This is a genomic window from Polyangium sp. 6x1 (assembly GCF_029946515.1).
In the GTDB taxonomy this organism is placed as follows: domain Bacteria; phylum Myxococcota_A; class Polyangia; order Polyangiales; family Polyangiaceae; genus Polyangium.
Map to the genome: position 1 here is coordinate 89,737 of NZ_JARZHH010000001.1, position 21,036 is coordinate 110,772.

A 21,036-nucleotide genomic window follows, 5' to 3' on the forward strand; every position below is an offset into this window, starting at 1 on the left:
GGCAAGGGGAAGCGGCAGCGGTCACGCCAGACAAGGAAGGCGCGCATTCTTCAGCCGCGTGCTGAGCACCGGCTCCTGACGTTCGCCCGTGGCAGTGCGTACGTCATCACAGACCTCTGCGTAGAGGACCCCGAGGTGGACCGTGCGGGCCCCGTCACGCTTTTTCGTGAGAGCTTTGAGCAGATGATACGTGAAGACGCCATGGCCCACGCCGAGGTTCTCCATCGCCACCTGGTCTCGATCCGCAGCGGAGAAAATGGCCTGCCCCTGACCGAGGTCGAGGTCCCGGAACGTGAGGGGATCGGGATCGTCGAATTCGAGATATCCCGGGATCTTGGGGCTGCTCTGCAGGACGGGCCCGGTGAAGGTGCGCCCCCCCGCGGCGCCGCTGAAGCACGTGTCGAGGAGAAGGACGACGAGCTTGGCCCCCGCCTCCGAGAGCCGCTCGAGCCAGCCGGGTACGTCGCGGTCCATGTCGATCGCGGTGGCGTAAATGCGCTGATAGTCGGTGTCGTGGGGGATGAGATAGAGGGAACGGCGATCTCGCGAGGAACGTCGTTCGGGGCTCCCGTGACAGGCGAAGTAAAGCAGCACCGTGTCGCCCGCCTCGACGATGCTCGGAAGCTCATCGCCAATCGTCGCCATGATGTTCCGCCGCGTGGCCCGCTCGTCCTCGAGGAGAACCACGTTCCGCTCGCCTGACGGAATACGACGCTCGAGGAGGCCATGGAGCGCACGAGCATCGGACCGCGCGCACGAAAGCCGGGGGATGGATGCATCCTGGTACGCGTCGATCCCGACGATGACGGCATGAATCATGATGACCTCTCCTTCGTGCCTCGGGCCCGGCGGAGCCCTCGCTCCCACCACCAGAACGACAGACGGCCCACGACGCGAGAGACGAACCCCCCGAACCGGAGCCCCGTCGCGCCCATGTAACGATACTCGAACGAGTCCATCGAGCCATGCTCCCCGAGCGCTTTGCTTGCATCAGGATTTTGCGCGACCAGAGTGCTGCCGTGGGTGCGGAGCACCTCCAGCGTGCGCTGCAATGCCTGCTCCGCGGGCAAAAAGCGCAATGCCCGGTAGAGCACCTCCGCGAAGAGCGGCGCGAGGAGCTGCGGGATCTTCGTGAGCGGGGCGATCACCGCTCCTGCCCCCGCATCACAGAATGCTTGAGGAAAACCTTGCACGGGGTTGGTTCGTCGATGGTCCATCCACCCGGTCCAGCAGCTTTGGAGGACCACGAGCTCGCAGCGGCGCAGCGGCATTCGAAGCACGCCTGGCAACTCGAGGCGCCCGTTCTCCTCGATACCGAGGCGCAAGGCCGGCGAGCGTCCGAAGCCACCTCCTTCATCGCCATGACAGAGAAAGTGCAAGAGATCGAACCCGGGCGCTCGTCCGAGGAGCTCTGCGAGGCTCGTCGCAGCGCCGTCGACCGCTTCCACCCGCGCGAGCGAGGCGATGGCCCCAGCGCCCGAACGGATGGCCTGCTCCTCCTCCGCGGCACAATCCACCTGCGGACCGAAGAAAAACCCCAGAACGGGCCGCCGCCCGAGCTGGGCACGCCCCGCCTCCGCGCTCTCCGCCGCGAGCTGGCCGGTCGGGTGCAGGCTCATCGAGAAACGGTGCAGGAGCGGGCCTTCCCTCGTGACGAGCCTGCCGAAGGGAATCCGGTAAAGGACATCATGGGGTACGATCCGCAGGTGGCGCACGCCGGCCATGGCCAGCGCGTCATCGATCTTGGCCGGCAAAATCAAGGCATGGAGCTCGGCGAGCGCCGCGTCGTCCTCCGGGTGGCCCTCGCCCTGCGTCCACCCGCGGAGCGCACGAAGGAGCTCGTCGAGCCTGCGATGGGCGGGCTCCAAACGAGGGCTCCCTTCGGCCTCCGGAATGGCCGTGACATGCCATTCGAAAAAGCGAGGACCGTAGGCGAACACGAGCACGTACCGACCGAAGACGAAATACTGGAGTACGGCGTCCTCGGGGCGAAGCTTCTGACAGAGAGCGTCGACGACGATCCGCGCCTCCCCTTCCATGGCAACCGCGAATCGGTGCGGCACGGTGCGGCCGTCCTCGAAGGCGATTCGGGCCTCCGCGAGCGCGAGCGCCTGCGATTGCTCGGCGAACGTGTGGAGGACGCGGCCGAATCGAAGAAAACTCCCCCTCGGCGTGTCGGCATCGAGGTGCGGCTCGGGCGCGCCGAGCGGCGTCTCGACGAGCTCGCGGTGGCGACCGACGATCCGCAGCGCGCCCTCGGTATGAAGATCGATCACCCGGTCGATGACGGGCAAGAGGCTCGCGAGCAGCGACCGCTCCCTGCCCTTCTTCGCGCCGGGATCGGCGTTCTCCGCGAGTATCTTCAGCGCAATCGAGGCCGCGCCGGTGCTGTCCGTCACCGCGCCTTTCCAGTCCGGAGGGCTTTTGCGGGCGCGGAGCACCGCGCGCTGGTCGAGGGTGAGCATGCGTAATGGATCGAGGTCGAGCCGCTCGGCGGCCATGAGGGCCTGCTCGAGGATACGTTCGCACGTATCGAACATGTCGTTCTGATCGAGATCCACCAGGAGCCTGCACCACAGCAGCTTCAGGCGCACGAGCTCCTCGGGATGGACCGCGGCCTCGGGGCGAAGCAGGAGCGCCTCGGCGCGACGGAGGACCCTCCGCAAGGCTGGAATGCGACGCGTGGGATCCTTGAACCGACGCGCCTCACGCTCCCGGTGGAGCAAGCGGGATAGCGTGGTCGTGGGAGCTCGACCCGCACGACATAAACCCGCGGCGCGCGCGGCTTGCCGAGCGCGATCCTCCAGGGCGCGCAGGTGATCCGCGGGCAGCTCGAAACCTGGCACCAGCGGCGCCCGCGTGGCCTCGCGGAATGCGCGGTACGTCGCGCGCGCATGGCGGCTCGATCCCCTGCCGGAGCTCACGAGCGCATGCAATCTGGCGCAGAGCAGCTGCACGCGCAGATGTCCCCGAGCTGCGCCCTCGATCGCCCCAAGGCGGCGCAATGCATCGCGGAAGTTGCCTCGCGCAATCGCGTCCTCCGCGAGGGCCAGGGCGACGCGCAAGGCCGAGGGATGGTCCGCGGGCCACATGGCCTGGGCTTCGACCGAAATTCGATCGTGTACGTCCCGGGCCCCTCGTGCCGCGGCGAGCGTGATACGCGTGAGAATGGCAGAGACGACCAGCGGACTCTCCTCTTGCCAGCTTTCCTCCGCGGGGACCGGCTCGAGGAGGCGGATTCGGTCCCAGGCAATGGCGGGCCCCTCGCGTAGCCACACGACGCGGGCGGCCTCGGAGGCGACGAGCCATCGCGCGCGTGGCGGCGCAGCATCGAGCGCGACATCGAGCGCCGCGAGCGCCGACGCGTGTTCCTTCCGGCGCGCGAGGTGGAGACGCACCAGCGCGAGCCACGCGTCGACCGCCGGCAAAACCTCGGCCTTGCTCGCGAGGAGCGCGTCGAGCTCGCGAAGCGCGCTCCTCCCGCGGACGGCCGCGGATGCAAAGAGTGCATCGAGCAAGGGCAGAAGGCGGCGCGCTGCACCCGCATCCGCAGGTGCAGCGACGAACCCGCCGAGCGCGGCCGCAAGAGCATCGAAAGCGCGCTCCCCGGCCGCCTGTCTCGTATCGTTCATGGCGCCTTCGGGGCCGTCCCCGCCGCTGCCGCGTCCCTGCGCTTGCGCAGCGCGTCGAGGCAATCACGCTCCGGCGCGGTCGTGAGCCGTCGATCGCCGTCCAGATCGCATTTCATCGTCTCCTCGTACCTCTGCAATTGCTCGGGCGAGGGCCGCTCGTGGCAGGGAACGACCGCCGGGTCGTGATCATTGCAGGGTACAACCACCCGGATCGGGCGCCTCACGCCGAAGAGCAGGCGGAACGGCGAGCCGACCGCGCCATACTCCAGGGATGCGTCCTTCCCTGGCGCGTGCTGCTTGTACTTGGTGCCGCCCACCTCGATCTCCGCGGGCAAACGCTGCGGCGCCGCATGGTAGATCGCACGCGTCACGTACGCCTCCTCGGGGAGAACGACCTTTCGAGGCGGGTGCACCGCCGGCGGAAGCTCGGCCATGACCGAATAGGACGCAGGCGCATACACCGCGACCTCTCCCTTTGCCGTGCCCCCCAGCGACGCCTCGGCGGGTCCAGGCGATCGAAGCCTGGCCTCGGCGATCGCGAGCCTCATCACCTGCTGCTCGAGCGCGCTCGCATCGCGGCCTTCACGCGCGCGGACGACGGATTCCCTCTGGAGCTTCTCCCCATACGATGAAAGCTCGGCGGGGGACGTTCCCTTGCGAATGGCCTGCTCCACCACCCGCCCGCTCATCGTGTCATTGCCTGTCCCGAGCGCGTGGTCGAGCACGTATGCGCGGGCCGCCGGCGAAGGGCTCTGGTCGAGCGCCTTCATTGCGCCGTCGATGTCGCTGCTCCCGAGCTTGCCCTTCACCATGGCCAGCGTCGGGTCCCGGTCCTCGATGGGCTCGCCTTTCCGCTCTTTCAGCAGGGCTTTGGCCGCCCCCTGGGAGAGGATCGACACCAGCGCGACAGGGGCTCGGAACGCCTGGGGGCTTCCTGGGCGGTGCGACGCCCCGTCGGGCACGCCCACCGAGAAGCTCGCCTCGACCCCGCTCGACGGGGGACCACGATTGCCAGGGCCCGATTCCATGTGCACCCATTTCGTGGCTCCCCCGATCTCGGTCCGCCACACGATGGATCCATCGTCCAGGCGCATGACCGTGCCCGGCGGCCCGAGCACGAGGGCCGCGTCGGTGAGATGGACGCCGTCCGCCGACATGCGCTCGGTGACCTTTTGCGCCTTCGCCTTCACCTCGAGCACGGTCCCCAACCCCAGCTTCACCTCGACGTCCCCCGCCCTCTTGTCGGAGATCCGGAGCTCTGCGCTGACGAGCCCGTTCTTGCGCTCCGTGGCGACGAGCGCCTTGTCCTTGATCTCGACGGACTTGTCGATGTGCTTGATCGGCGTTCGTTTGTCCCACGCGGACGTGACGCCGACCTGCGAGACCTCGGTGCGGATCTCGGCGGTGAATCTGGTCTTCGTCGGTTGGCTCTCGATGCTGACCTTTTCCAGCGTGCCGCCGCTGCGACGAACCGTATCGAATCGGACGCGCCCGGCGTCCACGACGACGGGCGCCGTCTCCGCGCCCAGGCGCCCGAACTGAGCGGGCGTCGTGACGGCGCGCGTCTTCTTCGCTTGCACCATCCCCAAGCTCGCGGCGCTGACGCCGCCGGCGATACTCCGGGTGTCGTTCCCGCAGGCGGAATAATGCCGGGACTCGAAGAGATCCATGCACTCCGGATCATCCGGCCGCTTCGCGACGCCCTTGGGCGGCGGAAGAAGGCTCACCGGACCGTGCCACCGAAGGTCGTTCGTCTCGGCGACCCACTTGTCGATCCGGTGATCGCTCCGGACCGGGGCACTGTCGAGGGGGGCGAGACACGCGTGTTTCCCGGCGACAACGGCATTCTGGATCACCACGGACCACTTCATGAGCTGGTTGAGGACCTCGTACTGAGGTTCCCATGAAGCGATGGCCGCGAAATGGTCGTCCCACCATTGGACGAAGCGCTTCGCCGCGACGGTGGCCTCGAACTCCTCCTGCCTGGCCCCGACGTTCGAGCTCCTGGCGAAGATCCGGGTGGCTACCGGCCCGAAATGGACTGCGCCCGAAGCCTCCCGCGTGAAGTTCTCCTCGCGCACGCCGAACCACATCCGGGTGTTCTTCCCGGCCATGTCGTCGCAGGACGTCGTCGAGGGCGCCTCGTGAATCGCGCTCTGGAAACCCTCGATGCGACGCTCCGGAGCGGCCCCGTTCCAGTCGATGTACCAGATCTTCGCGAGGAGATCGGTATAAAAGAACGTCATCCCGGTCGCGGTGCCGAAGAGCGGCCCGTCGTAACGCGCGCACTGCTGCGTGCTCTCTTGCCGGACGACCTGCATCAGATCCTCGGCGACGGAGTTACCGAGCGATCTCGGGAGCGTCGCGGAGAGGATCGACTCGGCCTCCTCGGGGGTCGCCTTTTGGAGTTTCTTGCGCGCCGCGACGAGCGCCTCCTTGGCTTCGAGCGCGAATGGCTCGTTCGTCGAGCTCGCGAGGTCGAGCAGCGATTCGGCGCGCTCGTCCTCGTCGAGCCCGCGAAGGATGGCCGCTACCTTCTGGACATCCGGAAACGCAGCGATGACGTCGTCGAGCACGCGCCCCGCGAAGGACGGGCTCGTGTGCGGATCCAGCGAGAAGCCCGGCCTGCCGAGCGATTTCTCCTGGAGCTGCAGCGACATCATCAACGCCTGCATGGGCACGCCGGGGTTCTGGCGCTTCCATGCGAGGAGGATCTGGATGTCGGGCGGCTGTATCTCGATGGGCGCTCGCAACGACTCGAGCTGCCGGGCATTCGCGTCGAGCTGCGCCCGGTTCGATACCTTGTCGAGGGAAAACCCGAAACGTTCGAGCGGGATGTACCGGGTGCCCCGCGCCTGCGCGAGCGCGGCAATGTGCTCCACGGTAATGGGCGTCTGCTTGGTGCGCGGCCGCTGCCGCCCCGTCACCGTGAGGCCCGCTTCGGTGCACTCTGCCGCGAGAAGATCGACGCCGCCCGAGAGAAACCTCTCGAGCTCCGCGAGCGTGGTGATGGTCGCCTGGCGATGCCGCTGCGCCGCGCTTTCCAGCTCGGCCCGCGAAAGCGGCTTCATCGCGCACACGTCCGCGCGCGCCACCTCGGGCAGGAAAACGTACTGGTATACCTGCGTCTCTGCCGGAGTGCTCCCGAGGTGGAGCGCCTCCTGGTCGACCGCCTCGGCCACGTCCGCGGCCATCGTCTCCGCATCGGCCGCCTCCACGAGGACGACGGCTCCGCCGCTCTTCGTCGACGTCGAGCGTGTGGGCCCCGATTGCATGTGGAGCACGTGCGCGAGCGCGTCGTCGCGCACGAGCGGCGCGTCAGCGACCCCGGCCAGCACCTCGTCGGCCCCGCTGCGCTCCGCCAGGCGCCCCAGCGTGACCGTGAAGATCCAGTCCCGCAGCTGCTCGCGTTGCGCGTCGAGCGTGTCCTGCGGGAGTTTTTCGATCGCATCGAGGAGGTCGATACGGAACCTGTCGCCGCTACACCCCGAAAGCTCCGTCACGCGAACCTTGGCGGCAGGGGCGGGAGAGGCGGCAGAGGCGGCGACGACCGCCGCCTTTCCAGCACCTGCAGCGCCGCACGCTTGCGTGAGCACGAAGAGGGCAAGCAGAAGGATTGCTCTCGAGATTCGCATGGTTTTTCCTTGTATCACGCCAAACCGCTCCCGGTCTATCCCTCGATAGAGCACCGGACGTGCCAGCGGGGATTCCCATCCGGGGCCGGGACGAACGTGCGCGACCACGAGCCCGGGGCGATTGACGCATCAGCCCGCCCTTCCCGGCGTCAGCTCCGTTCACTGACGCGTCAGCGATGCCCGAGACGAGCCCTTTTGGGGTCCGGAGCAACCGGCATGGAGCTTGCTGACAGAGGTGGAGAGACGCGGAGCGGAGAGGAGTTCGTCATGAACAACGTCCTGGGGATCCTGGTCAGCCTGAGCATCATTACACTGATGGTTGCGATCTTCGCATCCCTGTGGGGGATCTTCAAGAAGGCGAACCATCCCGGATGGGCGATCTTGATTCCGCTCTACAATAGCTACGTCCTGCTGAACGTCGCGGGGATGTCAGGGTTCTGGCTGCTCGCGCTCCTCGTGCCGTACGGCATTTTGCCCGTCTACGCCCTGGCGCTGTTCCGGCTCGCGGGCGCCTTCCGCAAGGGCTTTCTTTTTGGTCTCGGCCTGGTCATGTTGCCGTTCATTTTTCTCCCGCTGCTCGCGTTCCGCGAGGAGGAGAAATGGTACGGCGCCGTGGCTTGATGGCCGACCGTCGCCACCTGCCAGGCACGGAAGCTGCTCTGAGCAATGACAAGACACTCGACCCATTCTCGAGAGGTACCATGCTTCACGACATTCGTTACGCGATGATGCTCCTCTGTGCCCCCTTCGCAGCGCTTGCGATGGGCTGCGGCACGACCGCCACCATTTCGAGGATCAACGAGCCCGAGATCGAGGGGAAGATCGTCTCCTCCGCGGACGATATGCTCCTCGTCGAGACGCGGGCAGGAAACGAGACGATCGCGGCCCGGAACGTCACGGACATCGATCATCCGGGGAACGTGGCTGCGACGATCGGCACCCTGCTCACCGGCTACGGCGTCGCGAACATCGTCGTCGGCGCACCGCAATGCGACAGGGGAGGAGCCGCATATTGCTTGGGGGTCTTTCTCCCAGCGACGATCGGGGTGCCGCTGATGGCCTGGGGCTTCGCGACGTGGGGCCGATCCAAATACGCCGCGAGCGCAAGCTCGAAGTCGAATGACGTGAGCTTCAACGTGGTGCCGGCGGCGTCGTTCCAGAAAAACAACACGTTTCTGGGGGCGAACGCGACGGTCTCGTTCTGAGCCGCGTTCTTCAGGGCCTGCCCACGTCCCTGACGATCTCGACCGCCACCATCGTCGCCGTCCACCGCTCCGCGGGCGCCTCCTCGTCCAGCAACATATCCCTCCGAGCCCCGCGGCTCGCTTCCTCGAACGACTCTTTGACCCGCAAGTACCCGAAGTCCACCTCGGGAGACGTCGTCCCCACGACGACGAGCCGGTCGACATTGGACGACCGACCCGCCGAGACCCTGCACGAAAATGCCCGCCCGAGATGCCCTCGCAGCCAGAACGCCTGCCGCCGCCAGGGCGCGACCTCGAGCTGCGTTTGTCCGAGGAGCTCGACCCGCCCGCTCGCGGCGCAATTGATCACCTGCGCAAAGATGGGCGTCGACGAGCGGTTCTCCACGGAAAAACACACCGGCTCACCATCGACGACCCGATACCGATATCGGCGCCCGGGATCGGGCTCCGCCTCGGGGAGGGGCGGGTCGGCGAGCTCTTCGGGCGCAAGCTCTCCAACGTTCCGCGCGTCGAGCACCCGCATGCGCAGGATGCCCGGCCAATCATGGCATCGCCGAACGAGGCGAAGCGGCAGGTTGTAACGTGCATAATGCAAAAGAGCTCGGAGGAGCGCGTGTCGGTCCTCCCCCGGCACCCACGCGAGCGGGGCTTCCCCCTCGGATCCGGCCGCGTCGAGCCCGTACACCACGTCGCCAATCCAGCGTCGCCCATCGGGCGAACGACCCACGAAGACCTCCCACGCACGCTCCCCGCGCCCTTCGGCAGGCACGACCGAGAACGGTCCCTCCGCCGAGAGCCACCGCGCGAGCTCGTCGTCGAAGGGATCGAGGCCCACGACCAGAGCGTCCATTTTCCCTGGTTTGACGAGACGACCCCTCGCCCCCTCGCCGACGCGAAATGCGCCCCCGACGGGCACCGCCATGGCAGACGAGAGGGTCGCGCTCTCGACGCGCAGGAGCCCGCGCCTCGCGCCGAGGTCTTCGGGAGAATGTAAGGGCGGGAAAACCTCTGGCGTCGGCCCGTAGATCGCGACCGTGGCCCCCGGGCCGAGCCCGACCAGCGCTCCTGCATGAATTTGGTATTCCCCGTCGATCTCGCTGACCGGATACCCGGGGTCCTGCCTCCGGAAGGGTCCGCCGAACAGGCGCCTCTCGCGACGCCCGAGGAGACATGGGTGCTGGCTCGGAAACGAGGACGTGACGCGCGCGCGGAGGGCTTGCCAGACATCCGTCCAGCGGAGGGCATGGATCCTCTCGTCGGGCTCTCGGGCGAGCAAGTCGAGGAGCGCCGCCGTGAATGCCCCGTGGCGAATACCACCGGCATCGAGCCCCTCGTGCGCGGGTTCGCTCGATTGCGCGGACGCGACGACCAGGAAACCAGGATCCGAGGGATCGAACGACGAGAGGAGCCCCGCATCGAGCTCCCCCCCACCTCGCAGCGACACGGGAGAGAGCAGGTCGGGATCGTCGTCCACAGGGCAAAAACGAATGGCGCTGTCCTCTGGGCGCAAAGCGGAGCGCGTCGCGCCCGCGGAGCAGCAACAATCCAGGACGACCGTGAGGTCACCGGTGCGCGCGGCAATACGACGGAGCACGTCGTTGACCTCGTCATCGAAGAGCAAGCTTCCACCCGCGAGCGCATCGACCGGCACGAGCGCCTCGCGCGTGGTGCGTGTGCCGCGAGGCGACACCTGCGTGCCGTGCCCCGAGTAATGGATGAAGACCCGATCCCCTGCACCCACCCGATCCCCCGCGAGCACCTCGAGCGCCGCGCGGAGCCGCTCGGCCGTGGCGCGCTCCTCCGGCACGCGAGATCGTCGCGACGAACCGGGGTGGGGCGCGACGAGCTTGGTGATCGCCTCGGCCGGCACGGAGAGCCTATCGAGGAAGAGAGCCTCCAGCGCATCGACGTCATTGACGCACCCACGGAGAGGCTCGACCCGCTCATAGGCGTCGATACCCACCAGAAGCACATGGTAGCGGGGCGGGGGATTCATTCTTGGCGTCATGAGACCAGAAACCCCGCCGTTCGTAAAGGACGCCCTGGACTTGATGGTCGGGATACAACCGCCTCGCGCCGACGTCCATCCCGTGTGCTGACGCGTCAGACGAGGCCCAGCGGCGCGAGGCGAGCCTCGGCGCTCCGCGGCCGAAACCTGGCACGCAGGTTGCTATTTCCACCCATCTTCGGTGTGAAGCATTGAGCACCTGAGCGCGAACCGTGTATCCTCGTCGCTTTGACGCCGCCCGCAGTGGGCCGCGAGCCGCGTTCGTCCCACCCATGCCGACCATCGCACCCTCGAAGATCAAAATCCTGTTCCTCGGAGCGAACCCTTCCGATACCACGCGTGTGGCCTTGGGGCGTGAGGTCCGCGAGATCACGGAGCGCCTTCGCGCTTCGCCGCAGCGCGAGCGCTTCGATTTCGTACCCGAGTGGGCCGTGCGCGTCAGCGATCTTCAGGCAGCGCTCCTTCGACATAGGCCACAGATCGTACACTTTTCCGGGCACGGACGAGGAGAGCGAATCAGCAGCGCACCCAGGTCCGACGTCACCCGAGAGATGTTGCCGGCCCACGAGCAAGACGAGGATCCCACGGCCGGCGAGATCCTGGTCGAAAACGACGCTGGGAGGGCGGAGCCGATCCCGGCTGCCGCATTGGCCAACCTGTTCGGGATTCTGGGCGATGTTCGTTGTGTGGTGCTGAATGCATGCCATTCCGCCGCCCAGGCGGAGGCGATCCGGCCCCACGTGGACGCCGTGATCGGCATGAGCCAATCAATCCAGGACGCGGCAGCCATCAACTTTGCGTGGGCGTTCTACCAGGGGCTCGCGTTCGGGGAATCGGTGCACAAGGCCTTCGACCTGGGCCGGAACCAGATCGATCTGGCTGGACTCGGCGACGGCAAGGTGCCGAAGCTCCTGACACGCCAAAGCGCGATGGATGCGCGGGTTTTCCTCGCCGATTCGACCGTTCCAGCGAGCACACGCGACACGGCCCTGCGGGTCCCCATCGACGAGCGCGTGCTCGCGATCCTGGACCTCGCGAAGAGAGACATGGAGCGCCAGAATCTCCGCTTCTTGACGCCGAGCCTCCTGCTCGTGCTCCTCGGCCTCCACCGGCCGGTGAGCTGCTTCGAACGCGTGAGGCCCGGGCTTTCCACCTTGCTGCGCAATCGATTGATCCATTACGTCACCCAGAAGCTTCCGGGCGAAGGGATGTCGTTCGTCCCCTTCGCGTGGGGCGATCTCGATCAGGTCAAGAAGGCACAAGAGGCGGCGCGACTCGACCGGTGCCCGATGATCACGGACAAGCATCTGCTGCTCGGCGTGATCGAGTCGGGCGGATCGACGATGAGGAGCCTGCAATCCATTCTCGGGGAGGATTTTTCGCAGCTCGTTCAAGTCATCCGCCATCTGCCGGCAGTTGCCGACGGACCGCTTCTCCACACACCCGGTATCGAACTGGAGTGACTGTCATGGCAAACGTAACACCCGGTGATCCGCTGGCGCCCCCCGATCCTCTCGCGTCGGACGCCCTTTTCGCTGGCCCGGACGCCGCTCCGGGGGCGCTCGGGCGGCTCGGCAACAACTACGAGATCCTCGAGATCAAGCGTGGAGGGATGGGTGAGGTCTACATTTGCCGGAGCGTCTCGGAGGACGGGCCGAGGCTCGCATTCAAGACCTATCAGAAGCGGTTCTTCTTCAACCGCGCGACCCGGAGCGCGTTCGAGCGCGAGGTCAGCGTCTGGATACGGCTGACGGGCCTGGAGCACATCATGCCGGCAGCCGGGCTCCATCATTTCAATGGCCTGCCCTTCGTGCTCATGCCGGCGGTGGGGCCCGGCCCCTCGGGCGAGGTGACCCTGCGCGACCTTCTCCGGCGGGGGCCTCTCCCCATCGACCTCGCGCTTCGGTTCGCCGGGGAGGCCGCGAGGGGCCTGGGTTACGCCGAGGAGCGGATCCCCGGCCTCGTGCACGGCGATCTCAAGCCGGAAAACCTGCTCGTCTGGGATGGGATGGTTCATGTCTCGGACTTCGGCCTCGCGCGGATCGTCACCGACCCGGACAGCGGTGAAGCGCTGGAGGCGACGTGGGCCTACCGCGCCCCGGAGCTCTGGGAGAAAGGCAAAGAGTCGTCGCACGCATCGGACGTCTATGCGTTCGGCGCGCTCTTTTACGAGATGCTGACAGGGACGACGCCATTCTCCGCGACGACGCGCGAAGGGTGGGAGAGGGCGCATCGCGAAGACGACCCTCGACTGCCGGAGGGTTTTCCCGTCGAAGGGACGATGGCCGACGCCATGAACCTCGCGCTGCGCGCCCTGGCAAAGAGACCCGAGGACCGGCCTTCGGGGTTTGCAGCCATCGCCGAGCAGATCGTGGAAATCGACCCGGCGAGTCATCTGATGCACCTGCTCTCCCGCGCGAGGAAAGCAGCGGAGGAGAGCCAAAACAAGCAACATGAGCCCCGGGAGGACCGGGAGCGTGGCATTCTTGGCTTGCGCGTACGTAACCTCCTGGAGCACGGTGAAGCGCAGCAAGCGCTCGCCGAGCTCGACGCGGCCCCGCCGGACCTCATGAACGCCGAGTTGATAATGACCCGGGGCACGGCGCTCTCGCTGCTCGATCGGGACGAAGAGGCCCTTCATTGCTTCGAGGCCGTGCTGAGAGATGACCTGTCCACGGAGATGCGGCAGGGCTGCCTGAGCGAGCTCGCGCTCTCGCTCAAGCGGCTGAAGCGTTTCGACGAGGCCATTCGGATCTACACCGACCTCCTGGCCGAGGTGCCCGAGGACAGGGTGGAGGGCGTCGTTTCGAACCTGGGCACCGTTTACCTCGAGGCCGGAAGGCCAAAGGATGCCGTCGATTGCCTCCGTCCATTCGCGAGGAAACACCCGGAGTCGTACCACGCGTGGGCGAACCTCGGGAAGGCGCACAAAGATCTGAAACAATACGCCGAGGCCGAGACCGCCCTGAAATGCGCGCTGCGCGCGGCTCCGAGCTCGGGCCTCCTGCTCGTCCTCCTGGCCGAAGTTCACCTGCTTCAAAAGCAACTGCCCACGGCCCTCGCCGCCCTCAATCATGCGTACCAACAGGGATACACCAGCCGCAGATGGCTCGTCGCCCTGCAAGCTTGCTACCTCGTGCTCGGCGAAAAGGATCGCTTCGACGCGCTGCGCGAGCAGGTGGGCGCCGATGTCCCCCCTCGCGAGCTCGAAGAGCTCGATCGGGACATCCTCGAGCTCACCCAGATGGCCCTCGCCGAGCCCACCGATGCCCCGAGCGACGCCGAGGCCGAAGGCAGCGCCGCCGACGACGAGCCCGCTCCTCCCGCCGAGCACGACGCCGCCCCGGAGGAAGCACAAGGCTTTTCGATGCCCTTCGTGAACCTGCGGTTCATCATGGGCGAGGGGGCGTTCGTCGTCGATTTCTACGACGACGTGCAATCGAAGGATTATCCGAGCGCGTTTCTCCGCGTGTTCCGCCGCGTGACGCGCGATCACCGGATATCATCCACGCTGCGCGAGACCCCCTTCTATTTCACGCTCTGCCGCCACTGCGAGCTCGTGATTCTGACGAACCGCGATCGGGGCAGGAGCCTCCGGTGCCGGCGTTGCGATCATCGCCACGAGACGACGCCCATCACCGATCGAGCGGATCTCTCGGCGCTCCTTCGCGAGGTCACGGAGGCGATCGGCAAGAAGCCTGCCACCACCACCGCCTCCGCGATGGTGGTCGTCCTCCTCAAGCCGCTCCAAGACGGCAAGATGGATCGATTGAACGAGCTCGCCGAGCAGGCGGGGTTCGACCCGATATCTGCGCATCACCCGGCGGCCATGTCTCTCCGTACGGAGCTGTTGAAGAGGGGGGCACTCGCGATACGAGACGAGTATGTCGCGTATCAGAGGCGCGCCGATGGCGAGCCGATGGTCTACGAAGGAGACACGCCGCCGGTGGTGGAGCGGCTCCTGCGGGAGGTCTATTCCGAATGCGGACCCGTCGTCTCTGCCTCTTTGACCTATGATCCCACGAGCACCGCCCTCGGTGATCTCTTCCTGCAAGACCGGCTCGACGACACCATTGCAGCGCTGCGTGCACAGGTGGCCGAGAGCCCGGGAAATGTCGAAGCGCTCAGCGAATTGATACATGTGCTCACGTGGAAGGGGGACCTCGCGGAGGCGAGAGCCTATGCCGAGCTCGGGACGAGAGCCTACCCGGAGAGCGCATACCTGTGGTCCGCGCTCGGCATGGTCGAGCAGCGGCTGGGGAGAGCGCAGGAGGCTGCGGCCGCGTGTGAGACGGCGCTCCGGCTCGATCCGTTGGACAGGATCGGCCTGGTCACGCTCATCCTCGTCTATCGCGAACTCGGTCGCGGCGCCGAAGCCGCCGAGCTTCACGAGCGGCTCGAGAGCTTCGGCGCATACGAGTGACCTGACACACAGTTGTCGCGTCATCACGTAGGCCCGGGGCGTTGACGCGTCAGAAAAGCCGGGACGGGCACGTTCGCAGCTGACAGCCTTGGCATGGCGGCTGCAATATCGGACCTCGGAGGAGACACGATGACCACAACGGGCCTGCTCGATCTCGGCGCTGCCGAGATCGTCGATCGAAGGACGGGAGAGCTTCTCGGGTACGCATTCACCGTGGCGCACGGCAAGGGCCAGCTCCAGCGCTGGCTCCTGTTCCGCCACCCGCAGAACGAGCTCGAAATCCGGCCGCCCCCCGCGGCCATGGCCAATTGGTCCCTCGCCGATTGGCAGGCGAGCGTGCCTGGCCTCTGGAGGCCCAATGGATTTTACGTCTGGGCGCAGGCGGACGTGTACCAGCAAGGCGGCACGTATGACGGCGTGACCTGGACCCAGCTCCCGCCCGCCTCTCGCCTCCCCAAACCCACGTTCCCCGAGCGCCCCGGGAGCAACTACCAGCTCGATTGGACGGGCAAGGTCGCCGACGTGCTCCAGGAAGATTGGCGCGGCCGTGCCTTCGTCGTGCGGGGCTTGACGCAGGCATCGAGCATCGAGTACTGGTCCTTGCCCGCGCGATATCAGCCGGCAGGGAACACCCGTACCGCCGCAGTCGCCGTCGGGGTCGAGGAAGCTTCCTCGCTCGATGTGTTCGTCGAGGAATGCAACAGGACGTGGAGCTCCGGCGGCACGTTCGTCATCACCGGCTGCATCAACTACCACGGCCCCGCGGCGCCCTTCGCGCCCTGATCTGCCCCGTTGCATCGATCGCCGAGGGCAAGTACGCTCGGGGCATGCCCCCGGCGGTCGACGCAGCCGCGACGCAGACGGAGAGCGAGCCACTCGAGGAGGACTCGTCTGCCGCGGCTCATGAAACGGCTCTGGCGGACACCTTCCTCGCCAATCCGCCAGAGCATTCAGAGGCCGCCTCCGCGAGCGTCGACGAACCGGGACGCACCCTCGAGGATCGTTATGCCCTCGTCAGACACCTCGGCCGCGGCGCACACGGCGACGTATGGGCGGCCGACGATCGCATCCTCGGCGAGCAGGTCGCGCTCAAGTGGATGCGCGTGGCCCATGGATCCATGCTGGCCCGTATCCGCCGCGAGATCACGACCCTGCGCATGCTGCGTTATCCCGGCGTCGTGCGGCTGATCGACGAAGGCATCGCCGATGGAAGGCCCTTCCTCGTGATGGAGCTCGTCGAAGGCCGGCCTTTCCCGGGCGCGGAGAAGCCGCCCGGGACGCCTCGCCGCATGCCATGGCGAACCCTCGCGGGTTCGGCGCTCGCGCTTCTGGAGACCCTCTCGCACGTCCACGCCGCCGGCGTCGTGCACAGGGACCTCAAGCCCGAAAATGTCCTCGTGCGTCCCGACGGGCGCCCCGTCGTGCTCGATTTCGGTATTTCACAACTGCAGGCGCCCGGCTCCGAACGGTTGACGAGCGCAGGGCAGCTCGTGGGCACGCCGCTTTATGTCGCGCCCGAGCAGATTCTCGGTCGTACGGTCGACGCACGGACGGACCTTTATGCCATCGGCGTGATGCTTTACGAATCGCTCACGGGTCGCGTGCCCCACGAAGCGCCAGACGTGCCTTCGATGCTGCGCGCCCGCCTCATGAAGCCGGCGCTGCCTGTGGAGGAGCTCGCCCCGGAGCTGCCGGCCGTCGTGGCTCAGGTCATCGATCGATTGCTCGCGACACGCATCGAGGATCGATTCGGCTCTGCTGCAGAAGTGCTGGCAGCGCTTCGCGGCGAGTCGACGAACCCTTCCGCGAGGCTCCCGTGGCTCGGTCGTCGGACGGCCGTGCACGAAGTCGTCGAGGCCGTACAGGCGGGGCGCTCCGTCGATATCGTGGGCCCTCGCGGGTCGGGCCGTTCGCGTTGCATGCAGGAGGCCTCCCGTGAGCTCGCGGCCCGAGGTTGGTCTGCGGCGTGGACGCGTCCCTCGCGGGCACCGCTCGGGAGTATCCTCCCATTGCTGGGAGAACCGGCCGGCGGAGCCGAGCTGCGACTCGAAGGCGCGCTCGCATGGGCAGACGACGCGCTGTCGAGGGAGCTCGGCGAGCGCGCCGTCCTGTTCGTCGATGACGCGGAGATGCTCGATCCCTGGTCCGCAAAGATCCTCGCGCGGCGGAAGGGCCCAGGCGGCGTCGTCCGCGCCGTCGTGTCGCGGCCTCCCGGGGTATCGTCCGAAGAGGTCGTGGAGGTAGCGCCGCTCGACGAGGCCGCGCTCGCGCAGCTCTTTTCTGGCCCGGACAAACTGTTTCATCTGCGGGAGGACGCTGCGCGGGCCTTGTGGGAGCGGACCGACGGGCTCCCCGCGCGAATCGAGGCGGAGCTCCTCGCGTGGACACGCCTGGGCCTCGCTCGCCGCGACGGTCCGCTTTTCGCGGTCGATCGTGACGCCCTGAGCCGGCTCCACGCGGGGCTCGTGGTCGTTCCGAGCGCGGCAACGACGGCGAACGACCTCGACGATCCCCTGCACGTCGAGGAGACGCTGCGCTGGCTCACGCTCGCCGGTCGCCCCCTGACACTCATGCAGCTCGCGCGCGTGATGCAGTGCGCCCCGTGGCGCGTCGAGGCAGCCTGTGACGCGCTCGTTCTTCGCGGTGCCGTGAGGCGCCAGAGGCACGACGGTTTCGAGGGGCGCGGGCGCGTGGATTTCCCGTGGAATGAGTCGCAGCGCGCCGAGGCGCACCGGGCCATCGCAGCCATCCTCGAGCCCGGCGACGAGGGACGGCTCCATCACCTGCTCTCCGCGGGGCTCGCCCGGGAGGCGGCGCGAGAAGCAGCCGTCGCCGCGCGGCGATATGCGGTCGAGGGAGACCTGGGCGCCGCGACGGCAGCACTCGCCGAAGGCCTCCGGGCTGCGCGCGAACAGGGCGCCACGCCCGAAGAAGCGGAGATCCTGGCCACATGGTCGAAGAGCGCCTTTGCGCAGTACACACCACGCGCGCTCGATCGGGTCCTCTACGAGCTCACGCGCGCTCGAGCTCGCGGCGCTGAGCTCTGTCGGCTCGAATCTCTGCTCCGCGCGGGGCTCGCTGCGCCGGGGGCAGGCGGGCTCAATGCCCTCGAAATGGCTGACGACATCGAACCATTTCAGGATCCGGAGCTCGAGCGGCGACGGCATCGAATACGCATCACCGCGGTGGCGGCCCGCGCGTCGGCTTCCCTCCTCGCGGTGGTGCTCGAGGAGGTCGAGGCCTGGGCGGAACAGAGCGGCCATCCGCTCGCCCAGCTCAGCTTGGTCGAGGGGCGCGCGCTCCAGCGATACCACGAGGGCCGTTTCCAGGAAGCGGCGGCGCTCCATGCGCAGGCCGCGACGCTCGAGCCGTGGAAGACGGGGCGCATCTCGCTCACGCTCAACAGCGCTTCGGCATTGCTGGAAGCGTTCCGCCACGCCGAGGCTGCCGAGCGCGCCGCGGAGGCGCGGGCGCTCGCGGCGCAATGCCGGAACCCCTACTGGGAGGGGCGCGCCGAATGGTTGATTCGCGCGGCGCGATATCGAATGGGAGAGCTGGAGGGCCCCGATCTCGAGTTCGTCGATGCCGTCGCCCGGGTCGGCGCGCTGGACCTGGAAGCGCTGGTTTGCCTGAACGAGGCAGCAGCAGCCATGCGCGCGGGGATGCTGGCCGACGGCGCGGCGCTCGCGGGGCGGGCAGCCTCGGTATGGCATGGGCTGGGACGGTCTTTCGCGACGATGCTGGCCCGCGCGCTCGCCATCGCCTGTGGCGCAACCCCGGACGCGGGAGAAGTGGAGACCCTCGCGGAGCGGGCGGTGGCTTGCAAGGTCCCTGGCCTCGGGATTCAGGCGCTTGGCCTCCTGGGTCGCGTTTTTCCTGAAATGAAAGGTCGACGGAAGGATGCCATCGCGGGGCTCGTGCGGGAGATCCCGAAGACGAACTGGGACCGGTGGATGGATGTGCTCTCCGTGAACGAGTCGCTGGAGGGAGTCGTCGACAGGCCGGAAGAGATGCTCAGTGACGACGACGGGAACGACCGCAGGCCGACGTGAGATGCTGGACGACGAGGGCGACCGACGTTTTTTGCCACAACCGGGTCGCTCAGCGTCGTTTCCCATCGCGTCCCGTCCAGTCTTGCTCGCACCCTCCCTATCGCAGAAGCGCCTTCGATCAGCCTGTTTTCCATGCGGTCTTCAGAACGCAGGCTCGGCGTTGCTCTGCCTATTTCCAACGGGGCGCTCTCGCTTGCCATGAGGTAGGCTGCCGCCGTGCTCAGACTGCTCGGAGGACTTTGATGCGTGACGACCCGGCTCCGATCCCCGAAGTCCTCGAGGCGGCGAGCGCTCCGGACGAGCGCAAGCACCTCGGCCGCCGCGTGCGGGGCATGGCGTGGTTCGCCGGCGCGGTGCTCCTCGGGCTCACGGCCCGCAGCGTGCACCTGCAAGTCGTGCACGGCGCAGAGCACGCGCGCCGCCTCGAAGCCGCCAGCGTGAAACGAGTGCGCCTCGCGCCGAGCCGCGGGGTGATCCGCGACGCGCGCGGCCGCGTCGTCGCCGAGGATCGCGTCGCCGTCGACGCCTACGTCGTCCCCGATCGGATGCTCGACCGACCCGAGGAGAAGGTGCCCCGCCTCGCCGCCGCGCTCGGCCTCAGCGATGACGAGCGCAGCCGCCTCCGCCAGAAGCTCGACGCCGTGCCCGCTGCGAAGCGCGGTCAGTTCCTCCTCGTGCGCCGCGACGTCCATCCCGAGCGACTTCAGGCGATCCGCGACGACCGCGCGCTCTCCTGGATCAAGCTCGTCGAACGCGCGGGGCGACACTACCCGTTCGGCTCTCTCGGCGCACACGCCGTCGGGTACATGAACGAGGTATCGCCGGCCGACATCGCGAAAGATCCAGGCAAACGGCCGGGGGATCGCGTCGGCCGCACCGGCGTCGAGCGCGCGCGAGATCGCACCTTGCGCGGCTCCCCGGGCCACGCGTTCGTGGCCGCGTCGCGGCGGATCGTAAGCCCGGTGGCGCCCACGGGCGAGGCGCCGCGCGCCGGGCACGACGTGACGCTGACGCTCGACATGGAGCTCGAACGCGCGCTCGACGAGTCGTTCACTCGTCACGAGCAGCGCAAAGGCGCCGCGGTGCTGATCGACGTGCACACCGGCCACGTGCTCGCGATCACGTCACGCCCCGCGTTCGATCCCAACCTGCTCGATCGCGGCGTGGCCGTCCCCGCGGCGGGCTCCGAGCTCGACCGGGCGCTTCTGCAGACCGAGCCGCCGGGCTCGACCCTCAAGCCCTTCACGGCGCTGGCGGCGCTCGCCTCGGATCGCGCCGCTGCCGAGCATCCGGTCGAGTGCAAGGGCTTTTACCCCCTCGGGCTCCGGTTGTTCCGCTGCACGCACACCCACGGTCGGGTCGATCTCGATCACGCCCTCGCCGAGAACTGTAACGTGTGGCTCTACGATCAAGCCGCGCGCCTCGGGCTCGACGCCATCGTCGGCAAGGCCAAGCAATTCGGCCTCGGCGCGCCCACCGGCATCGAGATGGGCCGAGAGCTCGCCGGGCTCGTCCCGACACGCGCCTGGTTCGAGCGCGCCGATCCGGGCCCCTTTCGCGCGGGCCACAGCCTCAACGCCGCGGTCGGGATGGGCGTCGTGCGGGTGACGCCGATCCAGCTCGCGGTGGCCTACGCGGCGCTCGCCAACGGCGGCACCGTGCGCACGCCGCAGATCGTCGTGAGCGACGTGCCCGCGCCCGCGCGGCAGGTGGACGTTCCAGCCGCGGATCTCGCGCGGGTCCGCGCCGCGCTGCGCGCCCGTGCGAGCGAGCTGGGCGGGTTGCAAGCCAGCGTGGCCGGCACTCCAGGCGCGTCCGACTCGCGCGAGCTCTTCCTGATGCCCACGGCCTACATCAAAGCGGAGGACGCTCCACCGGACGACGAGCCGCCCGCGCGCCCCATCCGCATGCCGGAGACGAACGGCTGGTTCGCGGGCTTCGCGCCTGCGGACGCCCCCGAGGTGGCCATCGTCGTCCTCGTCCAGGGCCGGTCCTTCGCGGATCACCGCGTCGCGACCGCCATCGCGGACGACACGCTGCGCGCCTACTTCGCCGGCAAGGAACGAGGCTCCCGATGATCC

11 protein-coding genes are annotated in these 21,036 nt (G+C 67.8%); 7 read left to right on the forward strand and 4 right to left on the reverse strand.

The genetic code is table 11. The annotated features are described in order from the left end of the window. Nucleotides 1-21: 21 nt before the first annotated feature. Genes QHF85_RS00375 through QHF85_RS00385 form a run of 3 tightly spaced genes read right to left on the reverse strand, consistent with a single transcriptional unit; the run spans nucleotide 22 to nucleotide 7,267 of the window. The gene (locus QHF85_RS00375; RefSeq protein ID WP_281324976.1) at nucleotides 22-819 is read right to left on the reverse strand and encodes a caspase family protein; all 798 of its coding nucleotides are present in this window, start codon (nucleotides 817-819) and stop codon (nucleotides 22-24) included. Then, on the reverse strand, nucleotides 816-3,632 hold the full coding sequence (locus tag QHF85_RS00380) for a CHAT domain-containing protein (RefSeq protein ID WP_281324977.1): 2,817 nt from the start codon (nucleotides 3,630-3,632) through the stop codon (nucleotides 816-818). The genes QHF85_RS00375 and QHF85_RS00380 overlap by 4 nt, the downstream gene beginning before the upstream one ends. Beyond that, a complete protein-coding gene (locus QHF85_RS00385) occupies nucleotides 3,629-7,267 on the reverse strand; it encodes a hypothetical protein (protein WP_281324978.1) in 3,639 nt (1,212 codons plus the stop codon). The genes QHF85_RS00380 and QHF85_RS00385 overlap by 4 nt, the downstream gene beginning before the upstream one ends. Before the next feature lie 267 nt (nucleotides 7,268-7,534). Here QHF85_RS00385 and QHF85_RS00390 point away from each other — a divergent pair, with 267 nt between their 5' ends. Both QHF85_RS00390 and QHF85_RS00395 read left to right on the forward strand, forming a co-directional pair. After that, a complete protein-coding gene (locus tag QHF85_RS00390; protein ID WP_281324979.1) occupies nucleotides 7,535-7,888 on the forward strand; it encodes a DUF5684 domain-containing protein in 354 nt (117 codons plus the stop codon). A gap of 80 nt (nucleotides 7,889-7,968) precedes the next feature. Beyond that, a complete protein-coding gene (locus QHF85_RS00395) occupies nucleotides 7,969-8,472 on the forward strand; it encodes a hypothetical protein (protein ID WP_281324980.1) in 504 nt (167 codons plus the stop codon). 10 nt (nucleotides 8,473-8,482) lie between these two features. Here QHF85_RS00395 and QHF85_RS00400 read toward each other — a convergent pair whose 3' ends face one another. Beyond that, nucleotides 8,483-10,435 carry a caspase family protein gene (locus tag QHF85_RS00400; RefSeq protein ID WP_281324981.1) on the reverse strand — a complete coding sequence of 651 codons (1,953 nt, stop codon included), beginning with the start codon at nucleotides 10,433-10,435 and terminating at the stop codon, nucleotides 8,483-8,485. A 317-nt stretch (nucleotides 10,436-10,752) separates the two neighbouring features. Here QHF85_RS00400 and QHF85_RS00405 point away from each other — a divergent pair, with 317 nt between their 5' ends. The 5 genes from QHF85_RS00405 (at nucleotide 10,753) to QHF85_RS00425 (ending at nucleotide 21,033) form a co-directional block, all read left to right on the forward strand. Further along, the gene (locus QHF85_RS00405) at nucleotides 10,753-11,943 is read left to right on the forward strand and encodes a CHAT domain-containing protein (RefSeq protein WP_348652702.1); all 1,191 of its coding nucleotides are present in this window, start codon (nucleotides 10,753-10,755) and stop codon (nucleotides 11,941-11,943) included. 5 nt (nucleotides 11,944-11,948) lie between these two features. Then, on the forward strand, nucleotides 11,949-14,903 hold the full coding sequence (locus tag QHF85_RS00410) for a protein kinase (protein WP_281324983.1): 2,955 nt from the start codon (nucleotides 11,949-11,951) through the stop codon (nucleotides 14,901-14,903). Between the two features lie 129 nt (nucleotides 14,904-15,032). Continuing rightward, nucleotides 15,033-15,686 (forward strand): hypothetical protein, encoded by a 654-nt coding sequence (locus QHF85_RS00415; RefSeq protein ID WP_281324984.1) that lies wholly within the window; start codon nucleotides 15,033-15,035, stop codon nucleotides 15,684-15,686. Nucleotides 15,687-15,730: 44 nt separating this feature from the next. Beyond that, nucleotides 15,731-18,955, forward strand: coding sequence for a serine/threonine-protein kinase (locus tag QHF85_RS00420; protein WP_281324985.1), 3,225 nt, complete (start codon nucleotides 15,731-15,733; stop codon nucleotides 18,953-18,955). A 242-nt stretch (nucleotides 18,956-19,197) separates the two neighbouring features. After that, nucleotides 19,198-21,033 carry a penicillin-binding transpeptidase domain-containing protein gene (locus tag QHF85_RS00425; protein WP_281324986.1) on the forward strand — a complete coding sequence of 612 codons (1,836 nt, stop codon included), beginning with the start codon at nucleotides 19,198-19,200 and terminating at the stop codon, nucleotides 21,031-21,033. Nucleotides 21,034-21,036: the final 3 nt, after the last annotated feature.

Bases quoted from the DNA above. Each gene is read 5' to 3' on its own strand.
- QHF85_RS00415 (WP_281324984.1), top strand. From the start codon at position 15,033: ATGACCACAACGGGCCTGCTCGATCTCGGCGCTGCCGAGATCGTCGAT.
- QHF85_RS00405 (WP_348652702.1), top strand. From the start codon at position 10,753: ATGCCGACCATCGCACCCTCGAAGATCAAAATCCTGTTCCTCGGAGCG.
- QHF85_RS00410 (WP_281324983.1), top strand. From the start codon at position 11,949: ATGGCAAACGTAACACCCGGTGATCCGCTGGCGCCCCCCGATCCTCTC.
- QHF85_RS00395 (WP_281324980.1), top strand. From the start codon at position 7,969: ATGCTTCACGACATTCGTTACGCGATGATGCTCCTCTGTGCCCCCTTC.
- QHF85_RS00390 (WP_281324979.1), top strand. From the start codon at position 7,535: ATGAACAACGTCCTGGGGATCCTGGTCAGCCTGAGCATCATTACACTG.
- QHF85_RS00385 (WP_281324978.1), bottom strand. From the start codon at position 7,267: ATGCGAATCTCGAGAGCAATCCTTCTGCTTGCCCTCTTCGTGCTCACG.
- QHF85_RS00425 (WP_281324986.1), top strand. From the start codon at position 19,198: ATGCGTGACGACCCGGCTCCGATCCCCGAAGTCCTCGAGGCGGCGAGC.
- QHF85_RS00420 (WP_281324985.1), top strand. From the start codon at position 15,731: ATGCCCCCGGCGGTCGACGCAGCCGCGACGCAGACGGAGAGCGAGCCA.
- QHF85_RS00375 (WP_281324976.1), bottom strand. From the start codon at position 819: ATGATTCATGCCGTCATCGTCGGGATCGACGCGTACCAGGATGCATCC.
- QHF85_RS00380 (WP_281324977.1), bottom strand. From the start codon at position 3,632: ATGAACGATACGAGACAGGCGGCCGGGGAGCGCGCTTTCGATGCTCTT.